Annotated in this window: 15 protein-coding genes; 5 read left to right on the forward strand and 10 right to left on the reverse strand. The window is 62.4% G+C overall.

Going from position 1 to position 15,690, the window contains the following annotated elements; translation table 11 throughout:
• Positions 1–18: 18 nt before the first annotated feature.
• From M1E16_RS27445 to def, 6 genes are all read right to left on the reverse strand, one after another.
• Complete coding sequence (locus tag M1E16_RS27445; RefSeq protein WP_458128848.1) at positions 19–429, reverse strand: hypothetical protein; 411 nt, start codon at positions 427–429, stop codon at positions 19–21.
• A 295-nt stretch (positions 430–724) separates the two neighbouring features.
• Complete coding sequence (locus tag M1E16_RS27450) at positions 725–1,036, reverse strand: tetratricopeptide repeat protein (RefSeq protein ID WP_458128849.1); 312 nt, start codon at positions 1,034–1,036, stop codon at positions 725–727.
• A gap of 176 nt (positions 1,037–1,212) precedes the next feature.
• The gene (trkA, locus tag M1E16_RS27455) at positions 1,213–2,586 is read right to left on the reverse strand and encodes a Trk system potassium transporter TrkA (protein WP_305497805.1); all 1,374 of its coding nucleotides are present in this window, start codon (positions 2,584–2,586) and stop codon (positions 1,213–1,215) included.
• Positions 2,587–2,609: 23 nt separating this feature from the next.
• A complete protein-coding gene (rsmB, locus tag M1E16_RS27460) occupies positions 2,610–3,920 on the reverse strand; it encodes a 16S rRNA (cytosine(967)-C(5))-methyltransferase RsmB (RefSeq protein ID WP_458128850.1) in 1,311 nt (436 codons plus the stop codon).
• Entirely contained in the window at positions 3,917–4,876 is a 960-nt protein-coding gene (gene fmt, locus M1E16_RS27465; protein ID WP_458128851.1) for a methionyl-tRNA formyltransferase, read from the reverse strand. The genes rsmB and fmt overlap by 4 nt, the downstream gene beginning before the upstream one ends.
• Before the next feature lie 71 nt (positions 4,877–4,947).
• The gene (gene def / locus M1E16_RS27470; RefSeq protein WP_434570796.1) at positions 4,948–5,454 is read right to left on the reverse strand and encodes a peptide deformylase; all 507 of its coding nucleotides are present in this window, start codon (positions 5,452–5,454) and stop codon (positions 4,948–4,950) included.
• Between the two features lie 156 nt (positions 5,455–5,610).
• Between def and M1E16_RS27475 the strand changes: the two genes are divergently transcribed.
• From M1E16_RS27475 to M1E16_RS27485, 3 genes are all read left to right on the forward strand, one after another.
• Complete coding sequence (locus tag M1E16_RS27475; protein WP_458128852.1) at positions 5,611–6,636, forward strand: LysM peptidoglycan-binding domain-containing protein; 1,026 nt, start codon at positions 5,611–5,613, stop codon at positions 6,634–6,636.
• A gap of 81 nt (positions 6,637–6,717) precedes the next feature.
• Positions 6,718–7,812 carry a DNA-processing protein DprA gene (dprA, locus tag M1E16_RS27480; RefSeq protein ID WP_458128853.1) on the forward strand — a complete coding sequence of 365 codons (1,095 nt, stop codon included), beginning with the start codon at positions 6,718–6,720 and terminating at the stop codon, positions 7,810–7,812.
• A gap of 60 nt (positions 7,813–7,872) precedes the next feature.
• Positions 7,873–8,430, forward strand: a complete 558-nt coding sequence (locus M1E16_RS27485) for an L-threonylcarbamoyladenylate synthase (protein WP_305497800.1) — start codon at positions 7,873–7,875, stop codon at positions 8,428–8,430.
• 135 nt (positions 8,431–8,565) lie between these two features.
• Here the strand turns inward: M1E16_RS27485 and M1E16_RS27490 are convergent, their stop codons facing one another.
• The gene (locus M1E16_RS27490) at positions 8,566–9,543 is read right to left on the reverse strand and encodes an NADPH:quinone reductase (RefSeq protein WP_458128854.1); all 978 of its coding nucleotides are present in this window, start codon (positions 9,541–9,543) and stop codon (positions 8,566–8,568) included.
• Between the two features lie 159 nt (positions 9,544–9,702).
• Between M1E16_RS27490 and hemF the strand changes: the two genes are divergently transcribed.
• Both hemF and aroE read left to right on the forward strand, forming a co-directional pair.
• Positions 9,703–10,617, forward strand: coding sequence for an oxygen-dependent coproporphyrinogen oxidase (hemF, locus tag M1E16_RS27495; RefSeq protein WP_434570789.1), 915 nt, complete (start codon positions 9,703–9,705; stop codon positions 10,615–10,617).
• Between the two features lie 14 nt (positions 10,618–10,631).
• Positions 10,632–11,462, forward strand: coding sequence for a shikimate dehydrogenase (aroE, locus tag M1E16_RS27500; RefSeq protein WP_458128855.1), 831 nt, complete (start codon positions 10,632–10,634; stop codon positions 11,460–11,462).
• On the opposite strand, the gene M1E16_RS27505 is transcribed toward aroE, so the two are convergent.
• From M1E16_RS27505 to betC, 3 genes are all read right to left on the reverse strand, one after another.
• Positions 11,452–13,020: a SulP family inorganic anion transporter gene (locus M1E16_RS27505; RefSeq protein ID WP_458128856.1), complete on the reverse strand. Its 1,569-nt coding sequence runs from the start codon at positions 13,018–13,020 to the stop codon at positions 11,452–11,454. The genes aroE and M1E16_RS27505 overlap by 11 nt on opposite strands.
• A gap of 194 nt (positions 13,021–13,214) precedes the next feature.
• Positions 13,215–14,135, reverse strand: a complete 921-nt coding sequence (gene choX, locus M1E16_RS27510) for a choline ABC transporter substrate-binding protein (protein ID WP_458128857.1) — start codon at positions 14,133–14,135, stop codon at positions 13,215–13,217.
• 23 nt (positions 14,136–14,158) lie between these two features.
• Positions 14,159–15,667, reverse strand: a complete 1,509-nt coding sequence (betC, locus tag M1E16_RS27515) for a choline-sulfatase (protein WP_458128858.1) — start codon at positions 15,665–15,667, stop codon at positions 14,159–14,161.
• Positions 15,668–15,690 lie beyond the last annotated feature (23 nt).

Raw genomic sequence — 15,690 nt, forward strand, 5'->3', positions numbered from 1 at the left:
ATCGGCCACAGCAGGCGCCTAGAAATCAATCTCACACCTGGCTTCCTCCGCCTGAATCCGTAATGTCAGCCCGGACGCAAAACACACAACTACGTGCTGATCTGCCGGAATGTTATCCGACAGGTAAAAACTTTCCGTCTCGGCATCAGGCTCCACGGTGCCAATTGCATGAAGTACACAATCGTCCTCGACCAAATCCGGATCGCGCCCTTCGGCACGAAAATAGCTCACCTCATGGAACGTCACGGTGATCTGTCTAGCTTCCTCTGGTGGTACCCAGTCCTCGGTGTGCCGAGTAAACCTGAGCGTAAGTATCCGCTCTAGCGCTACATAGTTAATGGCGCTGACCGCATAGAAGTTATGTAGGTCATGGGCACGTCCTTCGACCTCGACCTCAATGTGGCCGAACGTAAAACCTCGAAATTGCATTAAGCGCTCCTCATCGCGACGAGTGGCATAAGAAAGAGTGCTAGGCATTAGAGCTTGTTAAAGCTGCTGCATCTACTTCATAAAGTGGCTGAAACGGCCCTGGATGCTGATATCTCGGTACATCAGACAGACTGCGTTGACTATTTGTGGCCGCTGCGCAGCCCAGCGGGGTCCCCTCACCACAGGTTTTTGTGTGTTGGCTGTTTGGCGGGCTGGTGGTGAGAACGTGGTGGTTTTTTTGTGAGTGCTTCGCACTCAAGCGGGAGCAAGCTCCCTCGCCACGAAAGCGGTGAAGTCAGGAATGGCGACCCAGTTTCTTGAGGAACACAGTCATTTCCTTCTCCGCCTGCTTGTCACCATGAGCCCGGGCGGCTTCAAGGCCTTGTTCCCAGGCTTGGCGGGCCGCCGCTACATCGCCTTGGCCTTGATGAGCCTTGCCCAATAGTTTCCAGGCCGCCGAATACTTGGGGTCGAATTCGACGCAGCGTTGGAGGTGTTCGGCGGCGCGGGGGAATTCGCCTAGGTCGAGGTAGCCTTTGCCGAGGCCGAAGCGGAGAAGGGAGTTGTCCACGCCCTTGGCGAGCATTTTTTCGAGGGAGTCGAGCATGGGGGCGTCCTTATCGGTTGGGTCAGGGGTTGAGCGGTTGGCTGCTGGATAGCTTCCGCGAGCAGGCTCGCTCCCACAGAGGATCTCCAGCGTTCACAGACGTTGTGAACAACACGGCCCTTGGTGGGAGCGAGCCTGCTCGCGATGAGGCCAGTAGCCTCACCCCAAACGCTGGCTCAGAAAAAGCTCAACCCCACATGGAACAGCTTCTCGACATCACGAATGTGCTTCTTGTCCACGAGGAACAGGATCACATGGTCGCCGGTCTGGATGGTGGTGACGTCGTGGGCGATCAGCACCTGTTCGTCGCGGATGATTGCGCCGATGGTGGTGCCGGGCGGCAGGCCGATGTCGCGGATGGCTTTGCCGATCACTTTGCTCGACTTGGCATCGCCATGGGCGATCGCTTCGATGGCCTCGGCCGCGCCGCGGCGCAGGGAGTGGACGCTGACGATGTCGCCGCGGCGCACGTGGGCGAGCAAGGTGCCGATGGTTGCCAGTTGCGGGCTGATGGCGATGTCGATGTCGCCGCCCTGGATCAGGTCGACGTAGGCCGGGTTGTTGATGATGGTCATGACCTTCTTCGCACCCAGGCGTTTGGCGAGCAGCGAGGACATGATGTTGGCTTCGTCGTCGTTGGTCAGGGCGAGGAAGATGTCGGCATCGGCGATGTTTTCTTCCAGCAGCAGGTCGCGGTCCGAGGCACTGCCTTGCAGCACCACGGTGCTGTCGAGCGTGTCCGAGAGGTAGCGGCAGCGCGCCGGGTTCATCTCGATGATCTTGACCTGGTAACGGCTTTCGATGGCTTCGGCCAGGCGCTCGCCGATCTGCCCGCCGCCGGCGATGACGATGCGCTTGTAGTTCTCGTCGAGACGGCGCATTTCGCTCATGACTGCGCGAATATTCGCCTTGGCGGCGATGAAAAAGACTTCGTCGTCCGCTTCAATCACTGTGTCGCCCTGGGGCAGGATCGGTCGGTCACGGCGGAAAATCGCCGCGACCCGGGTTTCCACATTCGGCATGTGTTCGCGCAACTGACGCAGTTGCTGGCCTACCAGCGGCCCGCCGTAGTAAGCCTTGACCGCCACCAGTTGGGCCTTGCCCTCGGCGAAGTCGATTACCTGCAACGCGCCGGGATGCTCGATCAGGCGCTTGATGTAGTTGGTCACCACCTGCTCGGGGCTGATCAGCACGTCCACCGGAATCGCTTCGTTGTCGAACAGGTCGGCGCGGGTCAGGTAGGCTGCTTCACGCACCCGGGCGATTTTGGTCGGGGTGTGGAAAAGCGTGTGGGCGACCTGGCAGGCGACCATGTTGGTTTCGTCGCTGTTGGTCACGGCCACCAGCATGTCGGCGTCGTCGGCACCCGCCTGGCGCAGCACCGTCGGCAAGGAGCCACGCCCTTGCACGGTGCGGATGTCGAGACGGTCGCCGAGGTCGCGCAGGCGCTCGCCGTCGGTGTCGACCACGGTGATGTCGTTGGCCTCGCTGGCCAGATGTTCCGCCAGCGAACCGCCGACTTGCCCTGCACCGAGGATGATGATTTTCATCCAGCCACTCCTATCGAATCGGTTTAACCGCGTGCGGCGGCAATCTTGATCAACTTGGCGTAATAGAACCCGTCATGCCCGCCCTCCTGGGCCAGCAACTGGCGGCCATGGGGCTGCTTGATGCCGGCCTGGGTGGCGATGTCCAACTCCCGTGCACCCGGCGTGCGGGCGAGGAATGCTTCGATCACGTCGGTGTTCTCGGTCGGCAAGGTCGAGCATGTGGCGTACAGCAGCATGCCGCCGACTTCGAGAGTGAGCCACAGGGCGTCGAGCAGTTCCCCTTGCAGTTGCGCCAATGGGGCGATGTCGTCCGCCTGACGGGTGAGCTTGATGTCCGGATGGCGACGGATGACGCCAGTGGCCGAGCAAGGCGCGTCCAGCAGGATGCGCTGGAATGGCTTGCCGTCCCACCAGGCGGCGGTGTCGCGGCCATCGGCGGCGAACAGCTCGGCATCCAGGCCCAGGCGCGCGAGGTTTTCCTTCACCCGCACCAGGCGCTTGGCTTCCAGGTCCACCGCCACCACACCGGCCAGTTTCGGCTCGGCTTCAAGGATGTGGCAGGTCTTGCCGCCCGGGGCGCAACAGGCGTCCAGCACCCGTTGGCCCGGCGCCAGTTCCAGCAGGTCGGCGGCCAGCTGCGCGGCTTCGTCCTGGACGCTGATCCAGCCGTCGGCGAAACCTGGCAGGGCACGGACGTCGCCCGGGGTTTCCAGGATGATGCCGTCGCGGCTGTATTGGCACGGGACGGCCGGGATGCCGGCTTCGCCCAGCAATGCCAGGTAGGCATCGCGAGTGTGATGGCGGCGATTGACCCGCAGGATCATCGGCGGATGGGCATTGTTGGCCGCGCAGATGGCTTCCCACTGATCAGGCCAGAAGGCTTTCAGGGATTTCTGCAGCCAGCGCGGATGAGCAGTGCGCACCACCGGGTCATGCTCCAGTTCCGCCAGCAGGGTTTCGCTTTCCCGTTGCGCGCGGCGCAGCACGGCATTGAGCAGCGCCTTGGCCCACGGTTTTTTCAGTTTGTCGGCGCAGCCCACGGTTTCTCCGATGGCGGCGTGGGCCGGAACGCGGGTGTAGAGCAACTGGTAGAGCCCCACCAGCAGCAACGCCTCGACGTCGGCATCGGCCGCCTTGAACGGCTTCTGCAGCAGCTTGGCCGCCAGGGCCGACAACCGTGGTTGCCAGCGGGCGGTGCCGAACGCCAGGTCCTGGGTGAAACCGCGATCACGGTCTTCGACCTTGTCCAGTTGGGTCGGCAGGGAACTGTTGAGCGAAGCCTTGCCGCCGAGGACGGCGGCCAGTGCCTTGGCGGCGGCCAGACGCGGATTCATGAAGCGTCCGCCGCTTGGCCGAGGACGGTGCCGAGGGCAAATTTCTCACGGCGGCTGTTGAACAGATCGCTGAAGCCCAGTGCCTTGCCGCCGGGCAATTGCAGGCGCGTCAGGCACAGCGCCCGATCGCCACAGGCGACGATGAGGCCGTCCTTGCTGGCGCCGAGGATTTCTCCCGGCGCGCCCTTCCCCTCGGCGCAGCTGGCGGCCAGGACTTTCACGGCTTCGCCGTTCAACGTGCTGTGGCAGACCGGCCAAGGGTTGAAGGCGCGCACCAGGCGTTCCAGTTCAACGGCCGGGCGGTTCCAGTCGATGCGGGCTTCGTCCTTGTTCAATTTGTGCGCGTAGGTGGCGAGGCTGTCATCCTGCACTTCGCCTTGCAGCGTGCCGGCAGCCAGGCCCGCGATGGCCTCGACCACGGCCGGCGGGCCAATCAGCGCGAGGCGATCATGCAGGCTGCCACCCGTGTCTTCAGCGCCGATAGGCGTGCTCACCTTGAGCAGCATCGGCCCCGTGTCCAGGCCGGCCTCCATGCGCATCACGGTCACGCCGCTCTCGGCATCGCCGGCCTGCACGGCGCGCTGGATCGGCGCCGCACCGCGCCAGCGCGGCAACAGCGAAGCGTGGCTGTTGATGCAGCCCAGGCGCGGGATATCCAGCACCACTTGCGGCAGGATCAAGCCGTAGGCGACCACCACCATCAAGTCCGGCTTCAGCGCGGCCAGTTCGGCCTGGGCTTTCGCATCGCGCAGCGTCGGGGGCTGCAACACTTGCAGGCCATTCTCCAGAGCCAGTTGCTTGACCGGGCTGGGCATCAGTTTCTGTCCACGACCGGCAGGGCGATCCGGCTGGGTATAGACCGCGACGATTTCATGAGGGCTGGCCAGCAGGGCCTTGAGGTGTTCAGCGGCAAATTCGGGGGTGCCGGCAAAGACGATGCGCAGTGGCTCAGTCATGGGAAGCTCTCAATTACAAAGCAATCGCAAAAAGAAAAAGGCTTGCCGCGGCAAGCCTTTGAAGAAGGGCATCAAGCGTTCTGGCGATGAATCTTTTCCAGTTTTTTCTTGATCCGGTCACGCTTGAGATTAGACAGGTAATCGACGAACAGCTTGCCGTTGAGGTGGTCGCATTCGTGCTGGATACACACCGCCAGCAGGCCTTCGGCGATCAGCTCGTAAGGTTGGCCGTCACGGTCCAGGGCCTTGATCCTGACCTTCTGCGGACGGTCGACGTTTTCGTAGAAGCCCGGCACCGAAAGGCAGCCTTCCTGGTACTGCTCCATCTCGTCGGTCAGGGTTTCGAACTCGGGGTTGATGAACACCCGCGGCTCGCTGCGGTCTTCGGAGAGGTCCATTACAACGATGCGCTTGTGCACGTTGACCTGGGTCGCGGCGAGGCCGATGCCGGGCGCCTCATACATTGTTTCAAACATGTCATCGACCAACTGGCGCACTTCGTCGTCCACTACGGCCACCGGTTTGGCGATGGTGCGCAGGCGCGGGTCCGGAAATTCGAGAATGTTCAAAATGGCCATAAGCTTGATAAATGCACGTGTGAAGTAAGGTCGGGTGGCTGGCCTGGCGTGTCTTGGAATGCAGGCTACCGTTGTAAAACGTTGCTCCTTGAATCGGAGCGAGCCACGGGGGCTCTGGCGTTTTACGCGAACGCACATAATAAAGGGATTCACCGCATGAGGAAATCACTACTCGCCCTGCTGCTCCTGGCCTCGGCCGGTATCGCGCACGGGCAAGTGCAACTTCGGGAAGGTTTTCCGCAGCAATACACGGTGGTTCCAGGGGATACGCTGTGGGACATTTCCGGTAAATACCTGCGCGAACCCTGGAAATGGCCCGAGCTGTGGCAGGCCAACCCGCAGATTGAAAACCCGCACCTGATCTACCCCGGCGACACCCTGTCGCTGGTCTACGTCAACGGCCAGCCGCGGCTGACCCTCAATCGCGGGGCCTCGCGCGGCACCATCAAGCTGTCGCCGCGAATCCGCAGCTCGCCGGTGGCAGACGCCATTCCGAGCATCCCGCTCCAGGCCATCAACAGCTTCCTGCTGAGCAACCGCATCGTCGACACGGCGGAGGATTTCAACAAGGCGCCCTACGTCGTCGCAGGCGATGCCGAACGAGTGCTCAGCGGCACCGGCGACCGGATCTTCGCCCGCGGCACCTTCGATGCGAGCCAGTCGGCCTACGGCATCTTCCGCCAGGGCAAAGTCTACACCGACCCCGAAACCAAGGAATTTCTCGGGATCAATGCCGACGACATCGGCAGCGGCGAGATCGTCGCCACCGAAGGCGACGTCACCACCCTGGCCCTGCAGCGCACCACGCAGGAGGTGCGCCTCGGCGATCGGCTGTTCAGCGGCGAAGAACGCTCGATCAACTCGACCTTCATGCCCAGCGCGCCAAAATCGGACATCAACGGGTTGATCCTCGATGTGCCCCGGGGCGTGACCCAGATCGGCGCGATGGACGTGGTCACCCTGAACAAGGGGCGCCGTGACGGATTGGCCGAAGGCAACGTTCTGGCGGTCATGAAGACCGGTGAAACAGTGCGCGACCGCATCACTGGCGCCCCTGTGAAGATCCCCGACGAACGTGCCGGCCTGCTGATGGTGTTCCGCACCTACGACAAGCTCAGTTATGGCCTGGTGCTGTACGCCTCGCGCTCGCTGGCAATCCTCGACAAGGTGCGCAATCCGTAACGGGTCTCACAAGTTACCAACAGAGTTATCCACAACTTGTTCCCGTTTGTACGGGGCTTATGACGATCAAGGATTGATCACATGCCATTGCCTGAATCCGCTTCGGTTCCGCCCGCGGAACTGGAGGCCCGTCTGCGCTTGCATCGCTTGCCGGAACTGGGACCCAAACGTTTCATGACCCTCATGGAAGCCTTCGGCTCGGCCTCCAAAGCCATCAGCGCCCCGCCCAGCGCATGGCGAGCGCTGGGGTTGCCCGCGCAGTGCGCCGAGGCCCGACGCGCGCCGGAAATTCGTGACGGCGCGGCCCGCGCGCTGGCCTGGCTAGAGGGTTCGGCCCACTATCTATTGATGTGGGACCAGCCCGACTACCCGGCGTTGCTGGCGCAGATCTGCGACGCGCCGCCGCTTCTGTTCGTTGCCGGCGACACCTCGATTCTGGAAAAGCCGCAACTGGCGATGGTCGGCAGTCGTCGCGCCTCGCGTCCCGGCATGGACACCGCGGCGGCATTTTCCCGGAGCCTGGCCGGAGCTGGATTTGTCATCACCAGCGGTCTGGCCTTGGGTATCGACGCGGCCGCGCATCAGGCTGCGCTGGATGTCGGCGGGCAGACAATCGGTGTGCTGGGCACGGGCCTGGAAAATTTTTATCCACAGCGCAATCGTCGGCTGGCAGAAGCGATGATCGCCCAAGGCAGCGCGGTACTGTCGGAGTTCCCCCTGGACGCGCCACCCCACGCCAGCAACTTCCCGCGCCGCAATCGGATTATCAGCGGGTTGTCCCTTGGCGTGCTGGTGGTCGAGGCCAGCGTCGCCAGTGGCTCGCTGATCACCGCGCGCCTGGCGGCGGAACAGGGTCGTGAGGTGTATGCCATTCCGGGGTCGATTCACCATCCCGGCGCCCGGGGCTGCCATCAACTGATCCGTGACGGCGCGGCGCTGGTGGAAACCGTGGAGCACATCCTCGAAGCGCTACGCGGTTGGCAACGCTTACCCTTCGCCGCCGAACCTGTCCCCGTGACGCATCCGCTGTTGCGCCTGCTGCACGCCGCGCCGCAGACCAGCGAAGCCCTGGCCGACGCCAGCGGCTGGGGCTTGTCCAAGGTCCTGGCGGCACTGACCGACCTGGAAATGGACGGAAGGGCTGCGTGCGAGCATGGACGCTGGTTTGCTCGCTAGGTTTTATGAGGAAGATCGGTAAACTGCGCACAGCCTTATTTGCGTTGCGGAGAATCTTTCATGGTCAACAGTTGGCGTGTGCAACAAGCCGCGCGAGAAATTCGCGCCGGGGCGGTGATTGCCTATCCAACCGAAGCGGTCTGGGGCCTGGGTTGCGACCCGTGGAACGAAGATGCGGTGGAGCGTCTGTTGGCGATCAAGTCCCGACTGCCCGACAAGGGACTGATACTGGTGGCCGATAACATCCACCAGTTCGATTTCCTGTTCGAGGATTTCCCCGAGACCTGGATGGATCGCATGGCCAGCACCTGGCCTGGGCCGAACACCTGGCTGGTCCCGCACCAGAACCTGTTGCCGGAATGGATCACCGGCGTGCACGACACCGTCGCGCTACGGGTCAGCGATCATCCGATCGTGCGCGACCTGTGTTCGTTGGTCGGCCCGCTTGTCTCCACCTCGGCCAACCCTCAGGGGCGCCCGGCGGCACGCACGCGGATCCGCGTGGAGCAGTATTTCCGCGGGCAGATCGACCTGGTGCTGGGCGGCAACCTGGGCGGGCGCCGGAACCCGAGCGTGATCCGTGACCTGGCGACCGGCAAGGTGGTGCGGCCGGACTGATTTTTTATCAGCGCACAATCAACTGTGGGAGCGAGCCTGCTCGCGAAGGCGTCAAGTCAGCCAGCATCAATGTTGGCTGATAGACCGCTTTCGCGAGCAGGCTCGCTCCCACAGGTTCTTTTAGCGACCTCTCGATCAAGGCAGGAGGATGGTCGACCCCGTCGTGCGCCGCGCCGATAACTCGGTATGGGCCTTGGCCGCTTCCGCCAGCGGATAACGCTGGTTGATATCCACGGTAAGCTTGCCGCTGGCGATCATGGCGAATAGCTCATCGGCCATGTGCTGGAGGTTTTCCGCGTTATTGGCGTAGGTCGCCAGTGTCGGGCGGGTGACGTACAGCGAGCCCTTGGCCGAGAGGATCCCCAGGTTCACGCCCTCCACCGCGCCGGAGGCATTGCCGAAGCTCACCACCAGGCCACGGGGAGCCGTGCAATCCAGGGAGGTCAGCCAGGTGTCCTTACCGACGCCGTCGTACACCACCGGGACCTTCTTGCCGTCAGTCAATTCCAGTACACGCTGTACGACGTTTTCCTTGCTGTAGTCGATCACTTCCCAGGCGCCGTGGGATTTTGCGATAGCGGCTTTTTCCGCCGAGCTGACGGTGCCGATCAGCTTCACGCCCAGGGCCTTCGCCCATTGGCAGGCCAGCGAGCCCACGCCACCGGCGGCGGCATGGAACAGGATGGTTTCGCCGCCCTTGAGCTCGTAGGTCTGGCGCAGCAGGTATTGCACGGTCAGGCCCTTGAGCATCACCCCGGCGGCCTGTTCGAAACTGATGGATTCGGGCAAGTGGACCAGATTGGCCTCGGGCAACACATGCACATCGCTGTAGGCCCCCAGCGGACCGCTGCCATAGGCCACGCGGTCACCGACCTTGAAGCGCGTGACGTCCGCGCCGACGGCCTCGACCACGCCGGCACCCTCGGCACCGAGTCCCGATGGCAGCGCCGGTGGCGGGTAAAGCCCGCTGCGATAATAGGTGTCGATGAAGTTCAGGCCGATCGCCTTGTTGCTGATGCGAACCTGCTGCGGACCGGGCTCGGCCGGCTGGTATTCGACGTACTCAAGCACGTCCGGGCCGCCGTGGGCGCTGAACTGGATACGTTTGGCCATCTTCGCTCTCTCCTTATCGTGACTTTACCAAGCCTGCTATCGGACTCCTAAGCTTGATCTCCGTCAACTGTGGCGTGGGCGGATGCGGTGTTATCCTGTGCGCCCATTTGCCGGCGGCCCTTGTACGCCGCGCAGCGTAGCCCTGATCAAGGTGATGTCATGACTACTCGCACCGAGGCCGTGAAAGCCTATCTGCTCGACCTGCAAGACCGCATCTGCGCCGCCCTGGAAACCGAGGACGGTGGCACTCGCTTCGTCGAGGACGCCTGGACCCGACCTGCCGGCGGTGGCGGGCGCACCCGAGTGATTGAAAACGGTACGGTCATCGAGAAGGGCGGCGTCAACTTTTCCCACGTCTTTGGCAGCGGTCTCCCACCCTCGGCCAGCGCCCACCGGCCGGAGCTGGCCGGGCGCGGCTTCGAGGCCCTGGGTGTGTCGCTGGTGATCCACCCGCACAATCCCCACGTGCCTACGTCCCACGCCAACGTACGCTTTTTCATCGCCGAAAAAGAAGGTGAAGAGCCGGTCTGGTGGTTTGGCGGCGGTTTCGACCTGACCCCTTACTACGGCGTGGAAGAAGATTGCGTGCATTGGCACCGCGTCGCCCAGCAAGCCTGCGAGCCGTTCGGCCCGGAGGTCTATTCGCGCTACAAGGCCTGGTGCGACAGCTATTTCCACATCAAGCATCGCAACGAACCGCGCGGCATCGGCGGTCTGTTTTTTGATGACCTGAACGAGTGGGACTTCGATACCAGCTTCGCCTTCATGCGCGCCATCGGCGACGCCTACATCGATGCCTACCTGCCTATCGTGCGGCGGCGCAAGCACGACCCGTTCACCGCCGCGCAACGACAATTCCAGGAGTTCCGCCGTGGGCGCTACGTGGAATTCAACCTGGTCTATGACCGTGGCACCCTGTTCGGCCTGCAATCGGGCGGGCGTACCGAGTCGATCCTGATGTCGCTGCCACCGCAGGTCCGCTGGAGCTACGACTGGAAAGCCGAGCCGGGCAGCGAAGAGGCGCGGCTGACCGATTATTTCCTGCAGGATCGCGATTGGCTGGCTACGGCCTGAACGGGGAAAGGTCCATGGATCGCTACGTTGTAATGGGTAACCCGATCGGCCACAGCAAGTCGCCGTTGATCCATCGCCTGTTTGCCGAGCAGACCGGGCAAGCGTTGGACTACACCACGCTGCTGGCGCCGCTGGAGGAGTTCGCCGCTTGCGCCCGGGAATTTTTCCGTGAGGGGCGTGGGGCAAATGTCACCGTGCCGTTCAAGGAGGACGCCTTTCGCCTGGCTGACAGCCTGACCGAACGGGCGCAACGGGCCGGGGCGGTCAACACCTTGAGCAAACAGGCCGACGGCCGCCTGCTGGGTGACAACACCGACGGCGCCGGGCTCGTTCGGGACCTGACCGTCAACGCCGGGTTCAGCCTCAAGGGCAAGCGCATCCTGCTGCTGGGCGCCGGCGGCGCGGTACGGGGCGCCTTGGAACCCTTGTTGGCTGAGGCGCCGTCATCGCTGATCATTGCCAATCGCACGGTGGAAAAAGCTGAATTGCTGGCTGAGCTGTTCGCCGACCTGGGTCCGGTCTCGGCCAGCGGTTTCGATTGGTTGCGCGAGCCAGTGGACCTGATCATCAATGCCACATCCGCCAGCCTGTCAGGCGATGTACCACCGATTGCCGGAAGTCTGATCGAGCCAGGCAAGACGTTCTGCTACGACATGATGTATGGCAAGGAGCCGACGTCGTTCTGCCGCTGGGCCGAAGAACACGGCGCGGCGGTGGTGATGGATGGCCTGGGCATGCTCGCCGAACAGGCGGGCGAAGCGTTTTTCCTGTGGCGTGGCGTACGTCCGGGCACCGCCCCGGTGCTGGCGGAGTTGCGCCGTCAGCTCGCTGCGGTCAATCCCTGAAGAGGATCGGGCATTTCTCCGGTCCTTCCAGCTTCAACAACTCCTCCACCACCGGTGGCCTTGCCCCGCGCAAGGTCAGGCTACGCCCTTGGCCGCGCAAGCGCCGGGCTTCCTGGTGGAGCATTTCGACGCCGGAATAATCGATGAAGTTGATCTGCTGGGCGTCGATGATCACCTGCTGGGCGGGCATGCGTTGCAGGCGCACTTGCAAATAATGGCTGGCGCCGAAAAAGATCGAGCCGCCCACCCGCAAGACGTCCGCCTCACCTTCCCGGAAATGCTGCACCCGCGGTTGCGAAGTGCGCTTGAGATAGAAAAACAGCGAAGCCAACACGCCAGCGTAGATAGCCGTTTGCAGTTCAAGCAGCAGCGTGGCCAGGCAGGTGAGCCCCATCACCAGGAATTCGGAACGACTCACACGGTACAGCGCCCGGATACCCCGATGGTCCACCAGGCCCCAGGCGATCAGCAGAATACTGCCGGCCATGGCGGGAATGGGAATGTGCGCGATCAGTGTCGCGCCGGCAACCGCGAACAGCGCCACCCACAACGCCGAAAACACTCCGGCCAGGGGCGAACAGGCACCCGCTTCATAGCTGAGACCGGAACGGGTAAAGGAGCCGGCTGACAGCGATCCGGCGAAAAATCCTCCGACGATATTGGAAAGCCCCTGCGCCCTGACTTCCTGATTCGCATCGAGCAGTTGCCCGGAGCGCACCGATAGCGAGCGGGCAATGGACAGGCTGGTCACCAGCCCGAGCATGCCCACCGCAACGGCACCGGGCAGCAGCCTTAGGATCAACTCAAGGTCCAGCGACAGCGGCGTGAACGGCGGCAGGCGTCCGACAAAGGCGCTGACCAACGCCACATGCCCGAACATCGCGGGCCACGCCCAGACCAACAGGCTGCCAAGGGCCAGCGTAATCAATAAGGTTGGCCAGCGCGGCAGCAATCGTTTGAGGACGATCCCCACCGCCAGCGTCCCCAAACCCAGCAGCAGCGAAGGCTTATCCACAGCCCCGATATGGCTGGCAAGCATAAGCAAACTCTTCAATGCCGTGGCTTCGTTGGGCAGATCCAGGCCCAGCAGGTTCGGCAATTGCCCGAGGGCAATAACCACCGCTGCGCCCAAGGTGAAACCCAGCACCACCGAGTGGGAGACGAAATTGACCAGCGCACCGAAACGCAACAGCCCGAGCAGCCACTGGAAAATACCTGCCAGCACCGTCAGCAAGAGGATGAGCGTGATGTAGTCCTGAGTCGCCGGCACGGCCAGAGAACTGACAGTGGCGTAGAGGACGATGGAGATTGCCGCCGTAGGACCGCAGATCAAATGCCAGGACGATCCCCATAGGCAGGCGATCAGCACCGGCACGATTGCCGCGTACAAGCCGTATTCCGGCGGCAGGCCGGCAATCAGTGCGTAGGCAATGGACTGCGGTAACGCGAGAATCGCGCCGCTGAGGCCGACGATCAGGTCACGGCCGACGCTGGCGCGGGTCTGCCGGGGCAGCCAACTGAGGAACGGAAACAGCGAATGGCGCGTGGGGATTGCCATGGAGCCTCAAAGATGGGGTTTGGCACAAGAATATCAGGTGAACCAACGTGGCGAGGGAGCTTGCTCCCGCTGGGTTGCGAAGCAGCCCCGAAACCTGAAAGCGCAGTGTCAGATAGATCTGCGTGACCGGTTTTGGGAGAGCTGCGCGCTCCAGCGGGAGCAAGCTCCCTCGCCACAGGAGCCCGGCGCTGCTGTCAGAGCTTGGCCTTGACCGCCGCCAGCGCGTCCTTGCCATCCACCGTCTTCACGCCGTCCAGCCATTTGTCCAGCACCGCCGGGTTGGCCTTGATCCAGGCCTTGGCCGCTTCGGCGTTGCTGACCTTCTTGTTCACCACTTCGGCCATGATGCTGTTTTCCATTTCCTGGGTGAAACTAAGGTTGGTCAGCAGCTTCCCGACGTTCGGGCAGGCCTGTGCATAACCCTTGCGCGTCAGCGTATAAACGCTGCCAGTATCGCCAAAGTACTTCTCGCCGCCCTTGAGGTAATGCATTTTCAGTTGCACGTTCATCGGGTGTGGGGTCCAGCCGAGGAACGTCACGAATTTCTGCTTCTTCACGGCCCGGGAGACTTCCGCCAGCATTGCCTGCTCGCTGGACTCCACCAGTTTCCATTCGCCCATGCCGAAATCGTTGGTCTTGATGATTTCTTTCAGCGAAAGGTTGGCCGGGGCGCCGGAACCGATGCCGTAGATCTTCTTGTCGAACTTGTCGGCGAATTTGTTCAGGTCGGCGAAGTTATGCACACCGGCGTCCCAGACGTAGTCCGGCACCGCCAGGGTAAACTCGGTGCCGTCCAGGTTCTTCGCCAACTGTGTGACATCGCCATTGGCGACGAACTTGTCATAGAACCCCTGCTGCGCCGGCATCCAGTTACCCAGGAAAACATCAACCTGGCCATCCTTCAGGCCACCGAACGTGATCGGTACCGCCAAGGTGTCGATCTTGGCCTTGTAGCCCATGCCCTCAAGCAGGAAACCGGTGATGGCGTTGGTCGCGGCGATGTCGCTCCAGCCCGGGTCGGCCATCTTCACGGTCTCGCAACTCTGCTCGGCCCACGCCGAAACACTGCTCAACGCCAACAGCCCGGCGGTCAGTACTGTGGATAACTTTTGCATGCGCTTCCCCTTACGTTATTGGTCTATTGGCAGGGTTGTGGATAACGGGCCTTGCGCTCCAGATCGTCGAGGTCGATGTGGTTGCGCATGTATTGCTGGCTGGCATCGACCAGCGGCTGGTGATCCCAGCTCTTGAGTTTGCCCAGGGTCAACGCCTGGGCAACGAAACGACGGCGTCGCTGGCTAGCGAGCACCTGTTGGTGAATGGCTGGAATATCCCATTTGGCCCGCGCTTCGGCGAGAAAATCGTTGAACAGCGCCTGATGCTCAGGCGACTGGCTGAGATCCGCCACCTCCTGAGGATCATTACGCAGGTCGAACAACAGGCACGGGTCATCTTCGCTGTAGATGAATTTCCACGGGCCGCGACGGATCATCATCAACGGGCTGACGGTGCCTTCGGCCATGTATTCACCGAAGACTTCATCGTGCCCGCCCTGCCCTTGCAGATGCGGAACCAGCGAACGTCCATCCAGCGGCAAGCCTGGTTCCAGCGTGCCACCGGCCAGTTCGACCAGGGTCGGCAGCAGGTCGGCGGTAGACACCGCCGCGCTGACGCGGCCGCTGGCAAACTGGCCTGGGGCGCTGATCAGCAGCGGCACGCGGGCGGCCATTTCAAACCAGTGCATTTTGTACCAGAGGCCTTTTTCGCCAAGCATGTCTCCATGATCGCCAGAGAACACGATGATGGTGTCGTCGAGCAACCCGGTGCCTTCCAACGTCTGCAGCAACTTGCCGACATTGCTGTCGATGTAGCTGCACGCGCCGAAGTAGGCGCGGCGAGCATCACGGATCTTATCCACAGGCAGCGGCTTGCCCCACAGATCATAGACTTTCAACAGGCGTTGGGAATGTGGATCAAGCTCTGTCTGGTCCGGGGTGTAGGGCAGCGGGATGTCCTTGTCGTCATACAGATCCCAGAATGCCTTGGGAATCGTGTACGGATCGTGTGGGTGTGTCATGGATACGGTGAGGCAAAACGGCTGGTCGCGGTCCTCGCGGATGTGGTCGAACAGGTACTGCTGGGCCTTGAACACCACCTCTTCATCAAAATCCAGCTGATTGGTGCGCACGCACGGTCCGGCCTGCAGCACCGACGACATGTTGTGATACCAGCTCGGCCGCACATCCGGCTCGTCCCAGTTCACGGCCCAGCCGTAGTCCGCTGGATAAATGTCGCTGGTCAGGCGCTCTTCGTAACCGTGCAATTGGTCCGGCCCGCAAAAATGCATCTTGCCGGACAACGCCGTGCGATAGCCGAGACGGCGCAGGTAATGGGCATAAGTCGGAACGTCCGCCGGAAAATCCGCCGCGTTGTCATAGGCGCCGATCTTGCTCGGCAACTGACCGCTCACCAGCGTAAAGCGTGACGGCGCACAGAGCGGGCTGTTGCAGTACGCGGCATCGAATACAACGCCCTGGTCGGCCAGGCGTGACAGGTTGGGCAGCTTGATGGGCGACGGACCGTAGATCGGCAACATTGGCGCGGCCATCTGATCGGCCATGATGAAAAGAATGTTCTTGCGCTTCATGTATTCGCGGCATTCCATAGTGA

The sequence above is a fragment of the Pseudomonas sp. Z2-11 genome, from assembly GCF_054161305.1.